This window comes from Mesorhizobium sp. M0011, from assembly GCF_040324155.1.
Lineage (GTDB): Bacteria > Pseudomonadota > Alphaproteobacteria > Rhizobiales > Rhizobiaceae > Mesorhizobium.
In genome coordinates, this window is record NZ_JAMYVQ010000009.1 from 63,146 (window position 1) to 84,616 (window position 21,471).

24 protein-coding genes are annotated in these 21,471 nt (G+C 63.7%); 12 read left to right on the forward strand and 12 right to left on the reverse strand.

Features of this window, described 5'->3' with window-relative positions; all coding sequences use genetic code 11:
- Positions 1-31: 31 nt before the first annotated feature.
- Genes NKK51_RS12800 through NKK51_RS12810 form a run of 3 tightly spaced genes read right to left on the reverse strand, consistent with a single transcriptional unit; the run spans position 32 to position 3,893 of the window.
- Positions 32-1,000 carry a substrate-binding domain-containing protein gene (locus NKK51_RS12800; RefSeq protein ID WP_127411071.1) on the reverse strand — a complete coding sequence of 323 codons (969 nt, stop codon included), beginning with the start codon at positions 998-1,000 and terminating at the stop codon, positions 32-34.
- Complete coding sequence (locus NKK51_RS12805; RefSeq protein ID WP_352553139.1) at positions 997-2,313, reverse strand: ABC transporter permease; 1,317 nt, start codon at positions 2,311-2,313, stop codon at positions 997-999. Before NKK51_RS12805 ends, NKK51_RS12800 begins: the two co-directional genes overlap by 4 nt.
- The gene (locus tag NKK51_RS12810) at positions 2,310-3,893 is read right to left on the reverse strand and encodes a sugar ABC transporter ATP-binding protein (RefSeq protein ID WP_023810746.1); all 1,584 of its coding nucleotides are present in this window, start codon (positions 3,891-3,893) and stop codon (positions 2,310-2,312) included. Before NKK51_RS12810 ends, NKK51_RS12805 begins: the two co-directional genes overlap by 4 nt.
- Before the next feature lie 221 nt (positions 3,894-4,114).
- On the opposite strand from NKK51_RS12810, the gene NKK51_RS12815 reads away from it, so the two are divergent.
- Entirely contained in the window at positions 4,115-5,134 is a 1,020-nt protein-coding gene (locus NKK51_RS12815) for a LacI family DNA-binding transcriptional regulator (RefSeq protein WP_023810747.1), read from the forward strand.
- 32 nt (positions 5,135-5,166) lie between these two features.
- Here the strand turns inward: NKK51_RS12815 and NKK51_RS12820 are convergent, their stop codons facing one another.
- From NKK51_RS12820 to NKK51_RS12830, 3 genes are all read right to left on the reverse strand, one after another.
- Positions 5,167-6,168 carry an LLM class flavin-dependent oxidoreductase gene (locus tag NKK51_RS12820; RefSeq protein ID WP_023810748.1) on the reverse strand — a complete coding sequence of 334 codons (1,002 nt, stop codon included), beginning with the start codon at positions 6,166-6,168 and terminating at the stop codon, positions 5,167-5,169.
- Positions 6,169-6,236: 68 nt separating this feature from the next.
- Positions 6,237-7,406, reverse strand: coding sequence for an AI-2E family transporter (locus tag NKK51_RS12825; RefSeq protein ID WP_023810749.1), 1,170 nt, complete (start codon positions 7,404-7,406; stop codon positions 6,237-6,239).
- A gap of 117 nt (positions 7,407-7,523) precedes the next feature.
- The gene (locus tag NKK51_RS12830) at positions 7,524-8,585 is read right to left on the reverse strand and encodes an LLM class flavin-dependent oxidoreductase (RefSeq protein ID WP_352553142.1); all 1,062 of its coding nucleotides are present in this window, start codon (positions 8,583-8,585) and stop codon (positions 7,524-7,526) included.
- Between the two features lie 301 nt (positions 8,586-8,886).
- Here NKK51_RS12830 and NKK51_RS12835 point away from each other — a divergent pair, with 301 nt between their 5' ends.
- Positions 8,887-9,315 carry a DUF6481 family protein gene (locus NKK51_RS12835; RefSeq protein ID WP_023761392.1) on the forward strand — a complete coding sequence of 143 codons (429 nt, stop codon included), beginning with the start codon at positions 8,887-8,889 and terminating at the stop codon, positions 9,313-9,315.
- 139 nt (positions 9,316-9,454) lie between these two features.
- Here the strand turns inward: NKK51_RS12835 and sugE are convergent, their stop codons facing one another.
- Positions 9,455-9,769: a quaternary ammonium compound efflux SMR transporter SugE gene (gene sugE / locus NKK51_RS12840; RefSeq protein ID WP_013528463.1), complete on the reverse strand. Its 315-nt coding sequence runs from the start codon at positions 9,767-9,769 to the stop codon at positions 9,455-9,457.
- Between the two features lie 207 nt (positions 9,770-9,976).
- Complete coding sequence (locus NKK51_RS12845; protein ID WP_013528464.1) at positions 9,977-10,102, reverse strand: hypothetical protein; 126 nt, start codon at positions 10,100-10,102, stop codon at positions 9,977-9,979.
- A 211-nt stretch (positions 10,103-10,313) separates the two neighbouring features.
- Here NKK51_RS12845 and NKK51_RS12850 point away from each other — a divergent pair, with 211 nt between their 5' ends.
- The 3 genes from NKK51_RS12850 (at position 10,314) to NKK51_RS12860 (ending at position 12,698) form a co-directional block, all read left to right on the forward strand.
- A complete protein-coding gene (locus NKK51_RS12850; RefSeq protein ID WP_023810752.1) occupies positions 10,314-11,123 on the forward strand; it encodes a transglutaminase-like domain-containing protein in 810 nt (269 codons plus the stop codon).
- Between the two features lie 143 nt (positions 11,124-11,266).
- Positions 11,267-12,232, forward strand: a complete 966-nt coding sequence (locus NKK51_RS12855) for a cation diffusion facilitator family transporter (RefSeq protein WP_352440613.1) — start codon at positions 11,267-11,269, stop codon at positions 12,230-12,232.
- Positions 12,233-12,293: 61 nt separating this feature from the next.
- On the forward strand, positions 12,294-12,698 hold the full coding sequence (locus NKK51_RS12860) for a GFA family protein (RefSeq protein ID WP_127296482.1): 405 nt from the start codon (positions 12,294-12,296) through the stop codon (positions 12,696-12,698).
- Between the two features lie 20 nt (positions 12,699-12,718).
- On the opposite strand, the gene NKK51_RS12865 is transcribed toward NKK51_RS12860, so the two are convergent.
- The gene (locus NKK51_RS12865; RefSeq protein WP_023810755.1) at positions 12,719-13,990 is read right to left on the reverse strand and encodes a DNA recombination protein RmuC; all 1,272 of its coding nucleotides are present in this window, start codon (positions 13,988-13,990) and stop codon (positions 12,719-12,721) included.
- 103 nt (positions 13,991-14,093) lie between these two features.
- Here NKK51_RS12865 and def point away from each other — a divergent pair, with 103 nt between their 5' ends.
- The 6 genes from def to truA all read left to right on the forward strand — a co-directional run bounded on the left by def (position 14,094) and on the right by truA (position 17,815).
- A complete protein-coding gene (gene def / locus NKK51_RS12870; protein WP_352553302.1) occupies positions 14,094-14,624 on the forward strand; it encodes a peptide deformylase in 531 nt (176 codons plus the stop codon).
- Positions 14,625-14,740: 116 nt separating this feature from the next.
- Positions 14,741-15,001 carry a hypothetical protein gene (locus NKK51_RS12875; protein WP_023810757.1) on the forward strand — a complete coding sequence of 87 codons (261 nt, stop codon included), beginning with the start codon at positions 14,741-14,743 and terminating at the stop codon, positions 14,999-15,001.
- A 5-nt stretch (positions 15,002-15,006) separates the two neighbouring features.
- On the forward strand, positions 15,007-15,423 hold the full coding sequence (locus NKK51_RS12880) for a type II toxin-antitoxin system VapC family toxin (protein WP_023810758.1): 417 nt from the start codon (positions 15,007-15,009) through the stop codon (positions 15,421-15,423).
- A 43-nt stretch (positions 15,424-15,466) separates the two neighbouring features.
- Positions 15,467-16,420 (forward strand): methionyl-tRNA formyltransferase, encoded by a 954-nt coding sequence (gene fmt, locus NKK51_RS12885; RefSeq protein ID WP_352553144.1) that lies wholly within the window; start codon positions 15,467-15,469, stop codon positions 16,418-16,420.
- Positions 16,417-16,923: a GNAT family N-acetyltransferase gene (locus NKK51_RS12890; protein WP_352553146.1), complete on the forward strand. Its 507-nt coding sequence runs from the start codon at positions 16,417-16,419 to the stop codon at positions 16,921-16,923. Before fmt ends, NKK51_RS12890 begins: the two co-directional genes overlap by 4 nt.
- A 121-nt stretch (positions 16,924-17,044) precedes the next feature.
- Complete coding sequence (truA, locus tag NKK51_RS12895) at positions 17,045-17,815, forward strand: tRNA pseudouridine(38-40) synthase TruA (protein WP_023810761.1); 771 nt, start codon at positions 17,045-17,047, stop codon at positions 17,813-17,815.
- Here truA and NKK51_RS12900 read toward each other — a convergent pair.
- The gene (locus tag NKK51_RS12900; RefSeq protein WP_352440611.1) at positions 17,782-18,417 is read right to left on the reverse strand and encodes a transporter; all 636 of its coding nucleotides are present in this window, start codon (positions 18,415-18,417) and stop codon (positions 17,782-17,784) included. The genes truA and NKK51_RS12900 overlap by 34 nt on opposite strands.
- Before the next feature lie 5 nt (positions 18,418-18,422).
- Entirely contained in the window at positions 18,423-19,616 is a 1,194-nt protein-coding gene (gene dapE, locus NKK51_RS12905; protein ID WP_352440610.1) for a succinyl-diaminopimelate desuccinylase, read from the reverse strand.
- Between the two features lie 127 nt (positions 19,617-19,743).
- Here dapE and NKK51_RS12910 point away from each other — a divergent pair, with 127 nt between their 5' ends.
- Positions 19,744-20,784: a 2-dehydropantoate 2-reductase gene (locus tag NKK51_RS12910; protein WP_352553148.1), complete on the forward strand. Its 1,041-nt coding sequence runs from the start codon at positions 19,744-19,746 to the stop codon at positions 20,782-20,784.
- Here the strand turns inward: NKK51_RS12910 and NKK51_RS12915 are convergent.
- Positions 20,687-21,460, reverse strand: coding sequence for a hypothetical protein (locus NKK51_RS12915; RefSeq protein ID WP_352553150.1), 774 nt, complete (start codon positions 21,458-21,460; stop codon positions 20,687-20,689). The two genes, NKK51_RS12910 and NKK51_RS12915, sit on opposite strands and share 98 nt — an antisense overlap.
- Positions 21,461-21,471 lie beyond the last annotated feature (11 nt).

Genomic DNA, 21,471 nt, shown 5'->3' on the forward strand with positions numbered 1-21,471 from the left:
CGCCAAAAAGGCACCCGGCAGGAAGCTTGGCTCAGAGGCCGTTGTCCTTCAGCACCTGGGCAGCGTTTTCCTTGGTGATCTTCTCGGTCGGCAGAGTGATGGTCTTTTCGACCTTCTCGCCGTTGAGGAACTTGATCGCCTGGCGCAGGCCTTCGGCGCCGGGAGTGACATAGGTGAAGGTGGCTGTCAGCTCGCCCTTGTTGACCATCTGCACGCCTTCGTTGGGCAGGCCGTCGATGCCGATGAACTTGATGTCCTTTTCGCGGCCGACATCCTTGGCGGCGAGATAGGCGCCATAGGCCATCGGATCGTTGTGGCCGTAAACGAGATCGATCTTCTCGTTGCTCTTCAGCGCGTTGGCCATCAGATTATAGGCCTGGTCCTGCTTCCAGTCGCCCGACTGCTGGTCGAGCAGATATTTGATGCCCGGCTCCTTGTCGGTGAATTCGTGGAAGCCGTCGTGGCGGTCATGCGCCGGCTGGGTGCCCATGCCGCCCCAGATCTCGACGACGTTGCCTGCAGCCTTGCCCTTGCCGCCAAGCAGTTCGACGGCATATTCGCCGGCCGCGCGACCGATCAGCGCGTTGTCGCCGCCGACGAACTGCGTGTAGTCCTTGGTGTCGACATTGCGGTCGAGCACGAAGACCGGGATCTTGGCGTCGATCGCCTGCTGCACGACGCCGGTCAAGCCGGCAGATTCCTTCGGCGACACCAACAGCGCATCGACCTCCTGGCGGATCAGGTTCTCGACATCGGCGACCTGCTTTTCGGTCTTGTCCTCGCCGTCGGTGATGATCAGTTCGACCTCGGGATGCTTGGCGGCTTCGGCCAGGATGTCCTTGTTGAACTGCGCGCGCCAGGGCTCGATGGTCGTCACCTGCGAGAAGCCGATCTTCCACTTCTTGTCCTGGGCGAAGGCATTGCCGGTGGTCAGAAGCGCGGTGGTGGTCAGCAGTGCCGCGGTCACGGCGGCAAGCTTCAGCATGTCACGTCGTTTCATTTTTTGTTTCCTCCGAGATTGAGAGACGGTGTCTCTTGCGACGGCCGCTTTGCCACGGCCGTTTCCTTATGCGCCGATTGCCCGCCGGGCAGGCGCAGATAGGCCAGGAGATCACCGGCATTGCGCTCCTGCACGAGCACGGTGCCGATGATGATCATCCCCTTCAGCACCAGCTGAAGGTTCGAATTGATGTTGTGGAGCTGCAGGATGTTGGAGAGCAGGCCGAAGATCAGCACGCCGCAGAACGTGCCGGTGAGACTGCCGCGGCCGCCCATCAGGCTGGTGCCGCCGATGACCACGGCGGCTATGGCATCGAGCTCCAGCCCGGCGCCGGCATCCGGCTTGCCTTGCCGGTACTGCGCGACATAGAGCACGGCGGCGATGCCGGCGAGCAGCCCGGAGACAGCATAGGTAGCGATCTTGACGCGGCCGGCGGCGATGCCGGAGAGGCGCGCCGCCTCCTCGTTGCCGCCGATGGCGTAGACATAGCGGCCGAACGGCGTGAAGCGCAGCACCGCGCCATAGATCAGGATGGCGCCGAGGAAGAACAGGCCCGGCATCGGGATGATGCCGAACACCAGCGAGCGCAGGATCTCGAAATCGGCGGTCGCGTTGGAGCCGGTATAGACCGGCAGCACGGCATTGTTCTGGCCGGCGGTCAGCCGGGCGATGCCGAGCGCCGTCACCATCATCGCCAAGGTGACGATGAAGGGCTGCAGGCGCCCGGCAACGATGATGAAGCCGTTGAGCGCGCCGAACAGCAGGCCGACGCATGGCGCCACCAGCAGCACGCCGAACACGCCGAATTTCGGCTCGATCTGCGGCAGCAGAAACCACAGCGACAGGCAGCACAGGACCACGCCGACGACGGCGGGCGTGACCACCCCACGAATCCCGTCCAGCCTGATCTCGCGGAGGAGATCTGCGCCGGCGCGGGACTTTGCCAGGTTCTGGAAAATGAAGCGGGTGACGACGAAACCGAGGCAAAGCGCCACCAAAGCGACGGTCGGCACGCCCAGCACGACGCCTGGTGTCACGCCTGGAACCGTCAGCAGCATGGCGCAGACCACCGAGCAGATAGCCATCAGCGAGCCGACGGAGAGATCGATGCCGCCGGTGATGATCACAGCCGTCATGCCGGTGGCGATCAGGCCGGTGGTCGACACCTGGCGCAGCACATCGAGCAGATTGCCGTAGGAGAGGAAGATGTTGTTGCCCTTCGAGCTCATCGGCGAGCCGAGCACGCCGATCAGGAAGATGGCGATCAGGCCCCAATAGAGCTTGGTTCGGGACAGGAGTTTCAGGGCAGTCATGCGGCTGGTCTCGATATGGTCCGACGCGGGGCGGCGAGGCGCATGATGGCCTCCTCACTGGCCGCGTCGCGGGAAAGAATGCCTGTCTGGCGGCCATCGGCCATCACCAGGATGCGGTCGGAGAGGTGCAGCAGCTCCGGCAGTTCGGAGCTGATGACGGCGATGGCGAGGCCGTCGCGCGCCAGCCTGAAGATCAGGTCGTAGATCTCGCGCTTGGCGCCGACATCGATGCCGCGCGTCGGCTCGTCGAGCAGCAGCACCCTTGGCCTGGTTGCCAGCCACTTGCCGATGACGACCTTCTGCTGGTTGCCGCCCGACAACGTACCGGCGGGCTGATCGATGTCCCGGCAGCGGATGCCGAGGGCCTCGACCGCCTGCCGCGCCAGCCCCTGCTCGCCGGCCAGCGAGCGGATGCCGAAGCGGGCCAGCGAGCCGACCAGCGGCAGCGCGACATTGTCCGCGATCGAAGCCTGCAGATGCAACCCTTGCGTCTTGCGATCCTCGGTCACCAGCGCGATGCCCAGCCGCCTTGCATCGCGCGGCGAACGGATATCCATGCGCTGGCCGTCGATACGGATTTCGCCGCCGGTGCGGCCATCGCTCGAACCGAAGATCGCTTCCAGGATCTCGGTGCGGCCCGAACCCAGCAGCCCGCCAATGCCAAGGATTTCTCCAGCGGCAAGATCGAAGCCGACGCCGTCGATCACGGTGCGCCAGCCATGCGCATCGGGCTTCGACAGCGACAGGTTTTCGACCGAAAGCACGGTCATGCCAGTGGTGTTGCGCTCTTCCTGGGAGGAAGCAAGCAGGTTGCGGCCGACCATCGCCGAAATGATCGCATCTTCGTCGAGCCTGGCCATCGGCTCGGTCAGCACATGGCGTCCGTCGCGAAACACGGTGACGCGGCCGGCCAGATGCATGACCTCGTCGATGCGGTGCGAGATGTAGACGATGGCGACTCCGCTGTCGGCAAGCTGGCGGATGATGCGGAACAGCCGCTGGCATTCGGCCGGCGACAGCGCCGAGGTCGGCTCGTCCATGATCAGGATGCGCGCCGACATCGACAGCGCCTTGGCGATCTCGACCAGTTGCTGCTCGCCGACACGCAAGGCGCCGACGCGGGCTTGCGGATCGAGTTCGATGCCGAGCCGCTGCAACAAAGCACCCGCCGCGCGGCTGCTTGCCTTGCGGTCGACGATCAGCCCGGCGATCAGCTTCTCGCGGCCGAGGAAAATGTTGTCGGCGACGCTGAGCTCAGGCACCAGGTTGAGCTCCTGATGAATGATGGCGATGCCGGCATCCTCGGCGTCGCGCACTCCGGCGAAGCTGACGGGGCGGCCATCGACGCTGACCGTGCCTTCATAGCCGGTATAGACGCCGGAGAGGATTTTCATCAGCGTCGACTTGCCGGCGCCGTTCTCGCCCATCAAGGCATGAACCTCGCCGCGCCGCAGCTCAAAGCTGACATCGACAAGCGCGGCGATGCCGCCGAAGCTCTTGGAAATGCGCTCGGCACTCAGAACGGTGTCCGACCGATCAGTCGCATCGTGCTGCGGGGAAAGGGAATTGCTCTCTTGCATGACAATGGCGGCCTCCCTTCCGTCGTCGTCAATTTCCCGCAAACGCTAATCTAAACGTTTCGATCATGTCAAGCCGATATAAGGTGCCGGGCGTTTGATGCAATTCGATTCTTGCTTAAAAGGACAGGATTCCGTACGTATTGGCCAGCAAGGGGTGGCGAAACGTTTCGAAAATGACAGCGTCAGGGAAAAAAAGACACCGCAAATCCACCGCGCCCACCATGCTTCATGTGGCTGAAGCGGCGCGTGTTTCTGTCGCCACCGTTTCGGCGCTGATCAATGGCACGGCGACGGTCAGCCCGGAGCTTAGCCAGCGCATCGAGCAGGCGATCCGCGATATCGGCTACAAGCGCAACGCGATCGCCCGCAGCCTGAAGATGGGCACGACCCGCACCATCGGACTGACCGTGCCGCACATCACCAACCCGTTCTTCACCGATGTCGTCTCGGTCATCCAGCAGGCCTTCGACCGGGCCGGCTATGCCGTCATGCTGTGCTGCACGGACGAGGATTTGAACACCCAGGACGACCAGATCAGGCTGCTGCTCGACCGCATGGTCGACGGGCTGATCGTGGCGCGCGTCGGCGACGGCGCGATCCTCAAGCGGATCGTCGACGACGCCAACGTGCCGGTCGTGCTGCTCGATCGTATCTGCAAAGGCGTCGACACCGATGCCGTGGTGCTGGACAACCAGCGCGCGGTGTTCGACGCCATCACCTATCTGATCAATCTCGGCCACCGGCGCATCGGTTACATCACCGGCACCTCGGACATCTCGCCGATGCATGACCGCATGGCGGGATATCGCGAGGCGCTTCACGCCGCCGGCCTGCCGATCGCCGAAGAACTGATCCGCTTCGGCAATTTCCATGAGATCGACGGCTATAACGAAACCATGCAGATGCTTTCCTCGCATGATCGGCCAAGTGCTATCTTCTCGGCCAACAACCCGATGGTGATCGGCACCATGAAGGCGATCCGCGACATCGGCCTGTCCTGCCCGGAAGACATTTCGGTCGCCTGCTTCGACGACTTTCCATGGTCCGACGTGTTCCAGCCGCAGTTGACCACGGTGGCCCAGCCGGTGCAGGCGATCGGAGAACAGGCGGCCAATCTGCTTCTCGACCGTCTTGCCGGCAACAGGGACGCGCCGCCGCGCAAGCTTTTGCTCAAGGGCCGGCTGATGATCCGCAATTCATGCCGTCCGCTCGGCGCGATTGCGCAGAGCGTGAGCGCGTAGCCTTCCCCCGGCGTAAGTCGTACCAGGATTTGTCAGGCCGCCTGCGACAAGGATTTGTGCGCCTCGGCCAGGATCTCGAACGATCGCACCCGCGCCGCATGATCAAAAATCTGCGCGGTGACCATCAGTTCGTCGGCGCCGGTGCGGCGCACGAAGGCATCGATGCCTTGCCGCACCGTTTCCGGGGAGCCTACGACGGCGCAGGACAATGCCTGGCCGAGCATTGTCTTTGCCATCGGATCGAGATCGCGGTCATAGTTCTCGACAGGTGGCGGCAGCCGGCCGGCCCGACCGGTGCGCAGATTGACGAAAGCCTGTTGCAGCGAGGTGAACAACAAACGGGCCTCCGCATCGGTGGGCGCGGCGAAGACATTGAGGCCAAGCATGACATGCGGCTTGTCGAGCTGCTCGGACGGCTGGAAGCGCGAGCGGTAGACATCCAGCGCGTGATCCAGCTCCGCCGGCGCGAAATGCGAAGCGAAGGCGTAGGGCAGGCCGAGCATGGCGGCGAGCTGCGCGCCGTAGAGGCTGGAGCCAAGGATCCAGACCGGCACGTCCTGGCCTTCGCCGGGCACGGCTCGGATGCGCTGGCCCTCCTCGGCCGGCTGGAAATAGCCCATCAGCTCGACGACATCCTGAGGGAAATTGTCGACCCCGGCCTCGAGATTGCGGCGCAAGGCACGGGCGGTGCCCATGTCGGTGCCGGGCGCCCGGCCGATGCCGAGATCGATGCGGCCCGGATGCAACGCGGCCAGCGTGCCGAACTGCTCGGCAATCACCAGCGGCGAATGGTTGGGCAGCATGATACCGCCGGCGCCGACGCGAATGGTCTTGGTGCCGCCGGCGACATGGGCAATGACGACGGCTGTGGCCGCGCTGGCGATACCCGGCATGTTGTGATGCTCGGCCAGCCAGAAACGCTTGTAGCCCAGGCGCTCGGCATGGCGGGCAAGATCGAGCGAGTTGGCCAGCGACTGCGAGGCATCGCTGCCTTCGACGATCGGCGACAGGTCGAGAACGGAAAGAGCGGTCATGGGTGGGATCCTGTGTCAGGACCGCATGTAGGAAGCATCCGGCGGCGCCGCAAATTCAAAAATATTGATCAGCCTTTGACAGCTTCGGGGTCGGCGATGTCGTCCTCCTCGACGACAACCGCGTGCTGCGCGGAGAGAAAATTGCCGACATGGCTGAGCCCGTCGAAATGATCGCAGAATACCTTGATGACGACCAGCAGCGGCACCGCCATCAGGGCGCCGACGAAGCCCCACAGCCATGACCAGAAGGCGATGGCGATCAAGATCGCCACGGCGTTGATCTCCAGGCGCCGGCCGACCACCATCGGCGTCACGAACTGGCCTTCGACGATGTCGCACAAGATCACGAAGGCCGGCGCCAGAAGCGCGTAGAAGATGGTATCGAAGCTGATCAACGCCATGACCGTGACAAGCGCAATGGTGATCAGCGCTCCGACATAGGGCAAGAAGTTGAGCAACGCCGCGGCGGCTCCCCAGACCAGCGGGTTGGGCATGCCAAGCGCCCACAGACCGAGAGCGATGACTGTGCCAAGGCCGGCATTGATGATGGTGACGGTGAGCAGATAGTGCGAGATTTCGCGCTCGACGTCATAGACGACGCGCAGCGCCCGTTTCTTTTCGCTGAGGCGGGCGAAGGACTGGATGATCTTTTCATAAAACATCGTGCCGGAGGCGAGCAGGAACAGCGACAGCACGAAGATGATGGTCAGGCCTGTTCCCGCCGACAGGATGTTGCTGGCGGCCGCCGACAGGATGCCGGACTGCGCCACCGCCACCCTCTGAATGCCCGGCTCCTGCGAAGTCTGGGTCAGCTGTTCGATCTGATGCGAAATCTGCATGATCTTCTCGAGCGGGCGGCGCAATTGTGCCAGCCGTTCGGCAAGTTGCTGGCCTATCGAAGAGGTGTTGTTGATGAGGTCGATGATCGGTCCGCTGAGCAGGTAGCCTACGCTGGCAAAGATGCAGATCGACACCAGCACCAGAAGGGTCGCCGAAATCACTTCGGAGATGCCGTGCCTGCGCAGGAGCCTAACGATCGGCGTCAGCGTCAGCGCCAGCAGGAAAGCCAGAATGACCGGCATGAAGAAAGCGCGAGCGAAGTAGAGTGCATAGATGGCCATGAACAGGAAAATGCCGACGAGCAGCGAACGCATCAGATGCGTGTCGGCGCGGGCCGCAACGCGCGAATCCGATTCGTCGGCGACGGCGTGAGCCAAGGCAGCGGGTTCGGTTTTCATGCTCACCCTCGAGCCGGCGCCCTCGGCGATCGGCTATTGCCTGCATGAACGCAGAGTTATGGGCGCAGGTTCCATGAGCCGGCTTCCGGAATGAGGCCGCTCGCACCGGACTCCGGGTCAGGCGACCGGCGCTGTCGGTGCCGGCTCAGCCTTGGCTGTTTCCTTGCGTACGATTGGCGCCACCCTGGTGCCGTAGAGTTCGATCGCCTTCATGATCTTGGCATGCGGCATGGTGCCGATCGCCATCTGCAGCAGGAAGCGGTCGTTTTTGAAGATCTTGTGCTGGGCGACGATCTTCTCAGCCACTTGCTCGGGGCCGCCGACGAACAAGGCCCCGTTCGGGCCGCGCGACTGGTCGAAATGCGCTTGGGATGTCGGACCCCAGCCGCGCTCGCGGCCGATGCGGTTCATCACCTCCGCCTGCGGGCCGTAAAAATCGTCGGCCGCCTGCTCGGTCGTCTCGGCGATGAAGCCGTGCACGTTGATGCTGGTGGCGAGGCCCGCCAGATCACTACCGGCGCGCTTGGCGGCTTCGCGGTAGAGATCGAACAGCGGCGCGAAACGCGCCGGCTCGCCGCCAATGATGGCGAGCGCCAGCGGCAGGCCGAGCGCGCCAGCGCGGGCGGCAGACTGCGGCGTGCCGCCAATGGCGATCCAGACCGGCAGCCTGTCCTGGAAGGGCCGGGGATAAACGCCGCGATCGTTGATCGGCGCGCGCAGATTGCCCGACCAGGTGACCTTCACGCTGTCGCGGATGGCAAGCAGCAGATCGAGCTTTTCGGCGAACAGCTCGTCATAATCCTCGAGGTTGTAACCGAACAGCGGGAAGGATTCGATGAACGAGCCGCGCCCGGCCATGATCTCGGCGCGGCCGCCCGACAGAAGATCGAGCGTGGCGAATTGCTGGAAAACGCGCACCGGGTCGTCGGAGGACAGAACGGTGACCGCGCTGGTCAGCTTGATGCGCTTCGAACGCTCGGCCGCCGCGGCCAAGGCCAGGACCGGTGCGGAGGCGGCATAGTCGGGCCGGTGATGCTCGCCGAGGCCGAAGACGTCGAGGCCGACCTGGTCGGCCAGTTCGACCTCCTCGATCAGGTTGCGCAGCCGCTCATGCGGGCCGATTGCGCCGGGGCCCGGCTGCGGGCTGACGTCGGCGAAGGTGTAGAGACCGAGTTCCATCTAATGTCATCCTGATGTTGGAATTTGCCGCTAGACGTAGCCATCCGCCAACCTCGCTGCCAGAGGGGCGACGGTGAACAGTGCATGTCGTTTTCGACTCTATCTCTTCGTCGCAATTCCCAAGGGAAAGCGCTGCGCGCTTTTCCCGGGAAAACCGCTTCACACTTCTCCTGGAATTGCTCCAAAGGCGTCTCCCGGCTGCAACAGCCGACAATTTCATGGCTGCCATGCCGTTTTGGCGCTTGAACTCTCGGTTTTCGCGCGTATGTAAGCGTCGCGAATTGACTTCAGGGAAGTGGACTTGGCTATCTACAGGGAAAAAGACGTTTTCGAGCGGCGCAACGCCGCAAACGAGGCAAAGAAGGCGCTCCTCGAGCGCTTCAAGGCAAAGCCGGCGGCGGATGATCCCGCAGTGCTGGCGCGGCAGGCTGAACGCAAGGCTATCCTTGCGGCTCGCGAAATCCGCGAGGCCGAAAAGGCCCGGCTGAAGCAGGAGAAGCTGGCACGCGAAGCGGTCGAGAAGGCCGAGCGCGAGGCAGCAGCCGAAGCGGCACGTATCGCCGCCGAGGAAGCTGCACAGGCTGAGGCCAAGATTCGGGAATCCGAAGAGAACGAGCGCATCGCCCGTTTTCTGGCCGATGAAGCCGAGCGCAAGGCCAAGCGTGACGCGCGTTATGCGGCACGCAAGCAGCGCACCGGCAGGACGCCGCCGGGCTTCTCGGCCCGCTAGCCTCCAGGCTACGAAGCAATCGGCTTCGAGAATCAGGGTCGCCTCGCAGCGGCCCTGATTGTGTTTGTCCCATGCATGTCGCCCGAAAGCGGTTCCGGTTTTGGGAGGAGGACATGCATAAAACAAGAAGCGCTATTGGTCAGGCGGCGAACTTCAGCCCCATGATGCCGCAGACAATGAGCGCGATGCAGGCCAGCCTGATCGCGGTGGCCGGCTCGCCAAGCAGCCAGATGCCGAGCAATGCCGTACCGACGGTGCCGATGCCGGTCCACACCGCATAGGCGGTGCCGACCGGCAGCGCCTTCAGCGCCAGGCCGAGCAGAGTTAGGCTGACGACCATCGAGGCAACGGTCAGCACGGTGGGCACGAGCTTCGAGAAGCCATCGGTGTATTTGAGGCCGATTGCCCAGCCGATCTCGAACAGGCCGGCAAAAAAGAGAAGAATCCAAGACATCGACAACGCTCCATCAGAGCATCGGACCGAAAAGTGATTTTCGGCGTCCGACGATCAGTCAAACAATGGCGGGTCGTCCCATCCGGATTTTGGGGAAGCGCGAGGTCGTCCCCGCCATGCCAATATAGGAATTTCGGGCGCTCGATCAACAACGACCGGCAACAGCGCTGCCGGTCGCAATCCCATTTCGAAGCAAATCGGCCGGACTTACTTGTCCTTGAGCTTCATCGCCTTCACCGGCGGCGCCTTCAGGGCCGGAGCCGGGGCGGGCTTCTTGGCGTCCTTCTTCGGCTTGCGGGCTTCCTTGCCTGCCTTCATCGCACCTTTAGCCATGATTCGTTCCTCCTGATGTGGGAAGCGAAGTGAAACAAGAGAACCGCCGGACTGCAAGGGGTTAGCGACTGCTGCCGCCGTCAGCGGCTCGCTTTCAACCGGTTTCTAATTTGCTCGTAAACCATGGCGGTCCATGCCATGGTTGTCTTCGCACTGCAGCATCAACCCGTGCCTCCGCCCGGTGATCGTCAGGCAGGCCGTCAGGACGACAATGCGAATTCACATCGGCTGCGAGATGAGCTTCGACTTTCCGCAGGAAACGCCGCTCATCGCAATGCTGAATGTCCACTATTCGCGTGCCTCCGATCTCGAGCGGCCGGATTTCCTGATCTCCAACCCGCCGGTGCCGATCGAAAGCTATCGCGACAGTTTCGGCAACTGGTGCAACCGGTTCGTTGCGCCGCCCGGGCGTTTCACCTTCGGCACCGACGCGGTGATCCGCGATCCCGGCACTTTCGAGATGGGCGACCTGATGGCCTGGCAGCACGAGGTGCGCGATCTGCCGGCGGACACGCTGCTGTTTCTGCTGCCCAGCCGTTTTTGCGAAAGCGACCTTCTGGCTGATGAAGCGTGGCGGCTGTTCGGCAACACGCCGCTGGGCATTCCGCGCGTGCAGGCGGTCTGCGACTTCGTCCACAATCACATCGTCTTCAACTACGGCAATGCTCGGCCGACACGCACCGCCGCGGAAGCCTATCGCGAACAGAGCGGCGTGTGCCGCGACTATGCGCATCTCGCGGTCACCTTCTGCCGGGCACTCAACATCCCGACGCGCTATTGCACCGGCTACATCAGCGACATCGGTATGCCGAAACCATGGGCGAGCATGGATTTCTGCGCCTGGATGGAAGTCTATCTCGGCGGCCGCTGGCATGTCTTCGACCCGCGCAACAATGCACCGCGCATCGGCCGCATCCTGATCGCCTCCGGCCGCGACGCCGCCGACGTTCCGTTGACCCATATATTCGGGCCGGGAACGCTTGCCGGCTTCAAGGTGTGGACCAGCGAGATCATCGAGTAGTCGTTCTGCCTACCAGTCTCTAACGACAAACCTCTTTAACGACCGCCGTTTTTGAACGAGCCAGCGGTTCACACGTTGTGGTGGCTGTGGAGCTTCTTCCATCTGACCATTAGACTGGGTGTGCATCGAATGGGGACAGCACCATGGCCGGGCACGGCGGCTCAAAAAAGGTGATCTACGCGGCGCTCGCCGGCAATTTCGCCATCGCGCTGACCAAGTTCGCCGCCGCCGCCTTTACCGGCAGTTCGGCGATGCTGTCGGAGGGCGTGCATTCGCTGGTCGATACCGGCAATGGCGGCCTGCTGCTCTACGGCATGCACCGTGCCGCCCGCCCGGCCGACCGGACGCATCCTCTCGGTCACGGCCGGGAACTCTACTTCTGGAGCTTCATCGTCGCGCTCCTCGTCTTCGCGCTGGGCGCCGGCGTGTCGTTCTACGAAGGCGTGATCCATATGATGGCGCCGGAGCCGGTCGCCAACGCCGAGGTGACCTACATCGTGCTCGGCCTTTCCTTCCTGTTCGAAGGCAGTTCGTGGTGGGTGGCGCTGAAAGAGTTCCGCCAGCAGAAGGGCAAGCAGGGCTGGCTGCGGGCGGTGCAGTCGAGCAAGGACCCGAGCGTCTACACCGTGCTGTTCGAGGACAGCGCAGCACTTCTCGGCCTGATCGTCGCGTTCGCCGGCATCCTGGCGGCGGAAGTTCTGGAGATGCCGGAACTCGACGGCGCCGCCTCCATCGGCATTGGGCTGATCCTGGGCGCGACGGCAATCTTCCTGGCCCGCGAAAGCAAGGGCCTGCTGATCGGCGAGCCGGCCTCGCTCGAGGTCCAGAGACAGGTGCTGACGATCGCCCAGCAGGATCCGGCGGTGCAGCGGGCGAACGGCGTGCTGACCGTCCATATGGGGCCGGCAGAGATCGTCGCCGGGCTCAGCATCGAGTTCGAGGACCATTTGACGGCGCCCGAGATCGAAGCTTGCGTCGAGCGCCTGGAGGCGCAGCTGAAGAAGGAGATGCCGGAGATCACGCGGCTGTTCGTCAAGCCGCAGACGTCAGGCACCTGGGAGCAGCGGCGCAGGCTGATCGAGAACGCATCCGATCCGACCCTGGACTAGCGGCGCGCCATTGCCTCACGGCCTTGCCCCGCTAGATTGAAGGGACTTTGGAGGAACGAAGATGAGAATAGACGGCGGCTGTCATTGTGGCGCCATCACCTACGAGGCGGAGGTCGACCCGGAGAACACCGGAATCTGCCACTGCACCGATTGCCAACAACTGACCGGAACGGCTTTTCGCGTGACCGTGGGCGCGCCGGAAGGCCACTACCGGATCACCAAGGGTGCGCCAAAGGTCTATATCAAGACAGGATCGAGCGGCGACAAGCGCGCGCAGGGCTTTTGCGGCGAGTGCGGCTCGCATCTCTACGCGACATCGGTTGGCGACGGGCCGAAGGTTTATGGCATCCGGGTCGGCACGGCGCGGCAACGTGAACAGCTGGTCCCGAGACGGCAAAGCTGGCACCGCTCGGCGCTGCCCTGGTTGCCGGAATTCCCGGGTATGACGACCAAGGAAGAGCAGTAGGGCGGATCCGGCGCTGCTGCTCAGTCGTCGCCTTCGACGACCCTCAGCCTGAGCTGCCCGGTTTTCGAATCGGCAACGCGCGCGCCAGTATCGACTTTCGCGGCGGGAGCCCGTGACGCTGCGTCCGCGGCGGCATCGCCGTCGGGCTGCGCGCCGAACTCCAGCGCTTCGATCTTCTGGCCGCGCTTGGTGACCTTCGACGTCGAAACCAGGATGTCGTCGATGTCCTTGGCCGACTGGCCGAAATGGACCTGCAGCTTGCGCACCCGCTCATCGACACGCGCGACATCCTCCATCAGCCGAATGACCTCGCCCTGGATCAGATGCGCCTGTTCGCGCATGCGGGCATCCTTGAGGATCGCCTGGATGACCTGGATCGACAGCATCAGCAGCGACGGCGAGACGATGACGATTCGGGCACGGTGCGCCTTGTGGACGATCGCCTCGAAATTCTCGTGGATCTCGGCGAACACCGATTCCGACGGCACGAACATGAAGGCCGTGTCCTGCGTCTCGCCCTGGATCAGGTATTTTTCCGAGATATCGCGGACATGGATCTCGATGTCGCGGCGGAAGGCCTGCGAGGCGGCCTTCTGCAGGTCGGCGCCGTCGGCGGCGCGGATGGCATTCCAGGCCTCGAGCGGAAACTTGGCGTCGATGGCCAGCGACGGCGCGCCGTTCGGCATCTTCACCAGGCAGTCGGGACGGCTGCCGTTCGACAGCGTCGCCTGGAATTCATAGGCGCCATGCGGCAGGCCGTCGGCAACGATCGCCTCCATGCGCGACTGGCCGAAAGCACCGCGCGTCTGCTTGTTGGAGAGGATCGCCTGCAGCTGCACGACCTGGCCGGCGAGCGACTGGATGTTGCCCTGCGCGACATCGATGATAGCCAGCCGCTCCTGCAACTTGGCCAGGCTCTCATGCGTGGATTTGGTCTGCTCGGTCATGGTCTGGCCGAGCCGGCCGGTCATCGCGTCCAGGCGCTGGCCGATCGATTGCGTCAGCTCCGCCTGCCGTGCGCCGAACACTTCGGCGATGGCGCCCATGCGACCCTGCATTTCGGCCTGGCTTTGCAGAATTCCGGCCATCCGCGCCTCGGCATCGCGGGCATGATCGGCGGCTTCCGCAGCCGCCACGGCGCGCGCCTTCGCCGACCGCCACAGCGCAATGACCAGCGCCACGAACAGGGCCAGAAACAGCAAAGCGCCGAAGGCCAGCGCATGGCCGAGCGTGATGGTTGTGGCGCCAAGCCGGGCGACAGGCTCCGAAAGGATGGTGCTCAAATCATTCATGTGGACAGCATAGACGATTCGCCGCGATAGCACAGATCAAAACGTGAACGAGCCTCATGCCGACCGGTTGACGCTTTTCGCTGGAGGTCTTACGTGGAACGCCATGCCGATCAAGCCGCTCATCATCCTTCCCGACCCCATCCTGCGCCAGGTTTCCCAACCGGTGGAGCGTGTCGACGCGCCCCTGCGCAGATTAGCCGACGACATGCTGGCGACCATGTATGACGCACCTGGCATCGGTTTGGCGGCAATCCAGATCGGCGAGCCGCTGCGATTGCTGGTGATCGATCTCGCCAAGGAAGACGAGACGCCGGCGCCGCATGTCTTCATCAATCCGGAAATCCTGGAGAGCGCCGATGCGCGCTCCGTCTACGAGGAAGGCTGCCTGTCGATCCCGGATTATTACGCCGAGGTCGAACGCCCGGCCGCCGTACGGGTCAAGTATCTCGACCGCGACGGCAAGCTGCAGGAGATGGAGGCCGAGGGCCTGATGGCCACCTGCCTGCAGCATGAGATCGACCACCTCAATGGCGTCCTGTTCATCGACCACATCTCGAAGCTGAAGCGCGACATGGTGGTGAAGAAATTCAAGAAGCTCGCCAAGGACAAAGCGCCGGGCAAGCTGGTGGGATAGGGCATGCTCTGTCGGAGCACGGCCCCTCCGATCAGCCTCGGCGGTTCAGCTTCACGAACCTTCGATTGAAAATACCGACTTGCTGTGATATCAGTGATATCACGTAGGAGGTGTCTATGGGTGACATGCTGATCCGTGGGATCAATCCGGAATTGAAACGGCGTCTCGAGGAAAGTGCGCGGCTGAACAGGCGCAGCCTTTCGGAGGAAGCGGTCGTCTTGATACAGAAGGGTTTTGCAACACAATTTGCTGGCGCCGAAAAAGTCGGCGATCGCCTCTATTCGCTCGTCGGCGATGATCGTTTCACAAGCGACGAGATTCAGGAAATAGCGAGGTCGCGAAGTGAGGCCGATCGTGGGCCGCCTGATTTCCGTTGACCGAAATGATTATACTGGACACCAACGTCATATCGGACGTGCTATCGCGGCAACGGAGCAAAAACGTTCTCAACTGGTTGAATGGCCAAGAGCCTGCGACCCTTTTCCTCTCCACCATTGTTTTTGCAGAGCTCTATTTCGGAGCCTACCTCGTTCAGGAGGCCATCCGGCGGGATGGACTTCTCCAAAGCATTTCGAGGATCCGGGGCGAATTTTCGGGTCGGATCCTGGTTTTTGGGGATCTGCCCGCAGAACACTATGGCCGCATTGCCGCGGCAAGACGACTCGCTGGCAGACCTGTCGAAACCAAGGACGCGATGATAGCTGCGATCTGCCAGGTGCACGACGCCACGCTTGCCACCCGCAACGTTCGAGACTTCGACGGACTTGACCTGAAGCTGGTAAACCCGTTTGAAGCCTGAGCTGACTTCCCGGCGCAGGTAGAGAGAAGGTCTCGGAAGAAAAATGCCCCTTCGCGTCATCTTCATGGGTACGCCGGAGTTTTCGGTGCCGACTTTGCGCGCGATCGCCGAGGCTGGCCATGAGATATCAGCCGTCTATACCCAGCCGCCGCGCGCCGCAGGACGGCGCGGGCTGGAGCTGACACCGTCGCCGGTGCAGCGCGAGGCGGAGCGGCTGGGCATCGAGGTGCGGACGCCGGTTTCGCTCAAAGGAGAGGCCGAGCAGACCGCCTTCCGTGCCTTGCAGGCCGACGTCGCCGTGGTCGTCGCCTATGGCTTGCTGCTGCCGAAGGCGGTTCTGGAGGCGACCCGGCTCGGCTGCATCAACGGCCATGCCTCGCTTCTGCCGCGCTGGCGCGGTGCCGCGCCTATCCAGCGCGCCATCATGGCCGGCGACCTGGAAAGCGGCATGATGGTGATGCGCATGGAAGAGGGGCTGGACACCGGCCCGGTCGGGCTGATTGAAAAATGCGCCATCGAACCCGATATGACAGCCGGCGATTTGCATGATCGGTTGATGAGCGTCGGTGCTGCCTTGATGGTGGAAGCGCTGGCGCGGTTGGAAGGGAACACCCTGACATTCACCACACAAGCTGTGGAGGGGGTGACCTACGCCAAGAAAATCGATAAATCCGAGACTCGCGTGGACTGGACTCGCTCAGCAAGTGAGGTCCACAATCATATTCGCGGCCTGTCGCCCTTTCCCGGCGCCTGGTCGGAGATAGGAATTGGCGGCCGCCGGGAGCGGCTGAAACTGCTTCGCTCGACGCTGTCGCAAGGCCTGTCGCTTTGGGAAGAGTTGGGCGAGTCGGGAGGAATTCTCGATGACCGGCTGACGGTCGCCTGCGGGGCAGGCGCGATCAGGCTGGTCGAAGTTCAACGGGCGGGCGGAAAGCCCGCTGCCGCGTCGGAATTCCTGCGCGGGGCCAAGATCGAAAAAGGACTGAAATTCTCATGAGCATGATGTCGATACGCGCGGCAACGCCGCGGGATCGCGAGGCCATCCGCCTCGTCGAGGAACACGCTTTCGGCCAGCAGGCGGAGGCCGGTCTGGTCGACGCGCTGGTGACCGGCGGCGACGCGGTTGCCGAATTGGTGGCGGAAGAAGACGGCCAGGTGGTCGGCCATATCCTGTTTTCGCGGCTGTTCGTCCAGAATGGCGGCAAGACCTTCGCCGCCGTGGCGCTCGCGCCGCTGGCGGTGGAGCCCTCGTTCCATGGCAGCGGCATCGGCGGCGCGCTGATCCGCGAGGCGCATATCCGCCTCAAGGATGCCGGCGAAACGCTGGCCGTGGTGCTCGGCGATCCCACCTATTACAGCCGCTTCGGCTACAGCCACACGCGTGCCGAGAACTTCGAGAGCGAATACCAGGGCGAAGCGCTGCAGGCGCTGGCTTGGGGCGACGCGCCTGACGCCGGCAGGCTGGTATACGCCTCCGCCTTCACCGCTCTCGCCGCCTAGAACAGTCCACCGTTTCATGGAAACGGCGAACTGCTCTACCTCTTTGTTTGAACGCAATTCCGAACGGAAAACCGTTTCACACTTTTCCTGGAATTGCCCGAGGCGAGAGCTCTAGTCGCAAATGCCGCGTTTTCGCCTCGACATCGAATATGATGGCAGCCTGTTTGCCGGCTGGCAGCACCAGGCGGATCAGCCTTCGGTGCAACAGGCGATCGAGCGGGCGATCGAAAAATTCTGCGGCGAAGCGATCAGGCTGCGCGCCGCCGGCCGCACCGATGCCGGCGTGCATGCGACAGCGCAGGTGGCGCATGTCGATCTCGTCAAGGCGTGGCCGGGCGACAAGGTGCGCGATGCCGTCAACGCCCATCTGCAGGCGGCCGGGGCGCGCATCGCCATCTTGAAAGCGACGGTCGTTTCCGACAGCTTCGACGCCCGCTTCTCGGCCATCGGCCGCCACTATCTCTACCGCATCCTAAACCGCCGTGCCCCGGCCGCGCTCGACAAGGGCAAGGTGTGGTGGGTGCCGAAGCGGCTCGACGCCGGCGCCATGCACGAAGCGGCGAAAGTCCTGCTCGGACGGCATGACTTCACCACCTTCCGCTCGACCCAGTGCCAGGCCAACAGCCCGATCAGGACGCTGGAACGGCTCGATGTGAGCCGACAGGGCGACATAGTCGAGGTCAGGGCTTCGGCGCGCTCGTTCCTGCACAACCAGGTGCGTTCGATGGTCGGCTCACTGAAGCGCGTCGGCGACGGCGGCTGGAGCGCGGCCGACCTGAAAACGGCGCTCGAGGCGCACGACCGCGCCGCCTGCGGCCAGGTGGCGCCGCCCGACGGGCTGTTTCTCACCGGTGTCGATTATCCAGTCGAGACGAGCCCGGACAGGCTCTGAACTCCGACATCGTCCGGCACGGTGATGCCGAGCAGCGTCTGCAGGCCGAACAGCACCAGCAGCGAGGCGATGAACATGCCGACGAAAACGGCGGTGCCGACCGATGCGCCCCTGCCGATCGTGGCGTTGGTCATGCGCCAGGTCAGCACCATCGACAGGGCAAACAGGAACAGCGACACAAGGCTCGCAGCCTGGCTTGCGGACGACAGGAAAAGCCGGATCAGCGCCGAGGGCAGCATCAGCCAGGCGGTGATGGCCGAAGCCCAGTTGCTGGCGACGACGTAGTGGACGAAGCGGCCGCCGATGCCGGCGCGCGGCGCGATCAAAGCGAGCGCAACCAGCGGCAGCACCCAGGAGCCGATGTCGACCGTCGCCAGGCGCACCAGCATGCTGAAGCGCCCCGCGAAGGCGTCGGGATCGCCGATTTCGTTGGCGATGCCGACCCAGCCGACGATCAGCGCCGGTGCTGCAACGACAATGGCGAAGAAGGAATTCCAGAAGCCGTCGGCCGATAGGTCGAGCAGGCGCAGACCGTCGACCTTGCCGAGCATCAATCGCCAGGCGCCCGTCAGCGAAGCTTGGGTTTCGTCCGCCGAAAGCATGCCGTTCAGCCCTGTCCGAACCAGTCTTCTATGAAGCGCTGGTAAATTTGCGTCAGCGTTTCGAGATCGGCAATGGCGACGCGCTCGTCGACCATGTGCATTGTCTTGCCGACCAGCCCGAACTCGACCACCGGACAATAGTCCTTGATGAAACGCGCGTCGGACGTTCCACCGGAGGTGGACAGCGTCGGCTCCTTGCCGACCGCCGACTTGATCGAGCCGCGCAGCGTTTCGATAAGCCTGTCGTCGCGCGTCAGAAAGACATGGCTAGGCCGGTCGCGCCAGACGAGCTCGTAGTCGACCGGCGTCTTCTTGCCCTGCCGGTACTTCTTGCGCCTGGCCGCCTGGTCGAGCCGGTTGTGGATCTCGGCCTGCAGGGTCTCGTCCGTCCAGGTGTCGTTGAAGCGGATGTTGAAGGTCGCGGTCGCTTTGGCCGCAATGACATTGGTGGCGGGGTTGCCTACATCGATGGAGGTGATCTCCAGATTGGTCGGCTGGAAATCCCTGGTTCCCTTGTCGAAAACCGGATGCAGCAAGGCGTCGACCAGGCTCATCAGCCCGCGCACCGGATTGTCGGCAAGCAGGGGATAGGCGACATGGCCCTGGCGGCCATTGACGGTGACGGCGCCGGACATCGAGCCGCGGCGGCCGATCTTGATCATGTCGCCGAGAGCGTCCGGATTGGTCGGCTCGCCGACGACAGAGGCATCCCATTTCTCGCCCCGCGAAGCCGCCCATTCGAGCAGCTTCACCGTGCCGTTGATCGCGGGGCCTTCCTCGTCGCCGGTGATCAGCAGCGAGACCGAGCCTTTCGGACCGCCATTGGCCTCGACATGGCGCGCCACGGCGGCGATGAAACAGGCAATGCCACCCTTCATGTCGACGGCGCCGCGGCCATACATCTCGCCATTGGCGATCTCGGCGGCGAAGGGCGGATGCGTCCAGGCGGCTTCGTCGCCGACCGGCACCACATCGGTGTGGCCGGCGAACATCAGATGAGGGCCGTTGCCGGAACGCCTTGCATAGAGGTTTTCGATATCGGGCGTGCCGTCTTCGGAAAACACCGGCCGATCGACCAGGAAACCGAGCGGTTTGAGCATCGTCTCCAGCGCGGTCAGCGCACCGCCCTCAGCGGGCGTCACCGAAGCGCAACGGATAAGGGCGGCGAGGTTTTCGGCGGGATCGGTCGGCAGCGTCATGGCAAAAGCGATAGTCGAAAGCGCAGGGCCTGTCACGGCCAGACATAGGGGCCAGCCTCATGGCTGGCGATACCGCCGATATTATGGTTTTCATGTCGTATAGTTGCGACCCGGCGCGGGCGACAGGATGGCAGACAAGGGCAAACGGATCGTCATAGCCGGTGCCGGCAGCATCGGCTGCTATGCCGGCGGCTGCCTGGCGCTGGCCGGCCGAGAGGTCATTCTGCTGGCGCGGCCGCGCATCGAGGCAGCGTTGCGTCAGGACGGATTGCGGGTCAGCGACCTCCAGGGCCGCGATCGCTCGATCAAGCCCGAGGCGCTTGTCGTCACCGCCGATCCGGCCGTCGCCCTGCCGCCGGCGGACGTGATCCTGGTCACGGTCAAGAGCGGCGCCACCCAGGATATGGCGGACCTCATCAAGGCCCATGCCCGCCCCGATGCCGTGGTGATCAGCCTGCAGAACGGTGTCGGCAATGCCGACAGGCTGCGCGCTGAACTTGCCGGACGTACGGTGCTGGCCGGCATGGTGCCGTTCAATGTGGTGCAGTCGCCGGACAGCGAACTGCCGCTGCGCGTTCACCGCGCCAGCGACGGCACGGTAATGGTCGAGGATGGCGACGCCGGCTTGGCCGACCTGCTTGGAGTCGAAGGGTTTGCGGTCGAAACCCGTGGCGACATGAAGGCTGTGCTGTGGGGCAAGCTGCTGATGAATTTGAACAACGCACTGGTGGCGCTTTCCGGTCTGCCGCTCGCAACCGAACTGGCCGATCGACGCTGGCGGCTGATCCTGGCCAGCCAGATCGACGAGGCACTGAGAGCGATGAGAGCGTCCGGCATCGAGCCGGCGCGGATCGCCGGCCTGCGGCCGGCGCTGCTGCCGAAGGTGCTCAGGCTGCCGGACTGGCTGTACAAGCTGCTGGCGCGGCGCATGCTGGCGATCGACGCGCAGGCGCGCTCGTCGATGTGGGACGATCTTCAGCGCGGCCGGCCGACGGAGATCGACGACTTGCAAGGCGCCATCTTGCAGCTGGCGGGGAAGGCCGGCACGCCCGTGCCGACGGTTCAGCGGATCACCGCTTTGGTGCGCGCGGCGGAAGCGGAGCGGCTTGGCTCGCCGGGCCTGGCGCCGGAGCAGGTTGTTGCACCGGCCGGCCGTCGATCAACGTGATCTTCTGCCAGATTTTCCGCGACAGGTTTGACGCCAGGTTCTCGATGTCGTTGACGCCGTCGATGACCACGTCGTCATTGACCGACTGTGCGAACAATGCGGCGATCTTGCCCGTGATCGACAGCATTTCGGAGCAATAATCGAGGTAACGGGCCAGGTCGGCGGCATTGGTGATGCGGGCGGGCGAATGCGACGTCGGCTTGAAATCGGCCGACAGCGCCGCCGGATCCTTGGTCAGCTGATGCATGTCGATGACGTGGATCAGCGAGCGCAGGCCATGCAGCTGGCGAAAGACCTGCTTGCGCTTGATGCGCTCCTCGGAGCGGATCAAGGCGAGAAATCCGACAATGGCGAGGATGAACATGTTGAGCGAAGCTTCGATGCCTTGCACCGACTGGACGGCATCACCGGGTTTGGAAATGCGGTCGAATGGCAGGACGGTGCCGACGAAGATGAACATCAATGCGCCGGCAACGACAGCGGCGACGATGAGGCCGCGCAGCCACCAGATCGGCGCTTCCAGGGCCTTGGCGCCCTGTGCCAGATCGCGCGACAGCGAGACCAGTTCGGCGGCAACGCCGCGCAGGCCGGCCTTGGGGAAACGCTCCGCAACACGCGTCTCCAGCCGTTCCGCGGTCTCGATGATCAGCTTCGGATCAAGCGTGCGGTAGCGCATGTCCGATCGGC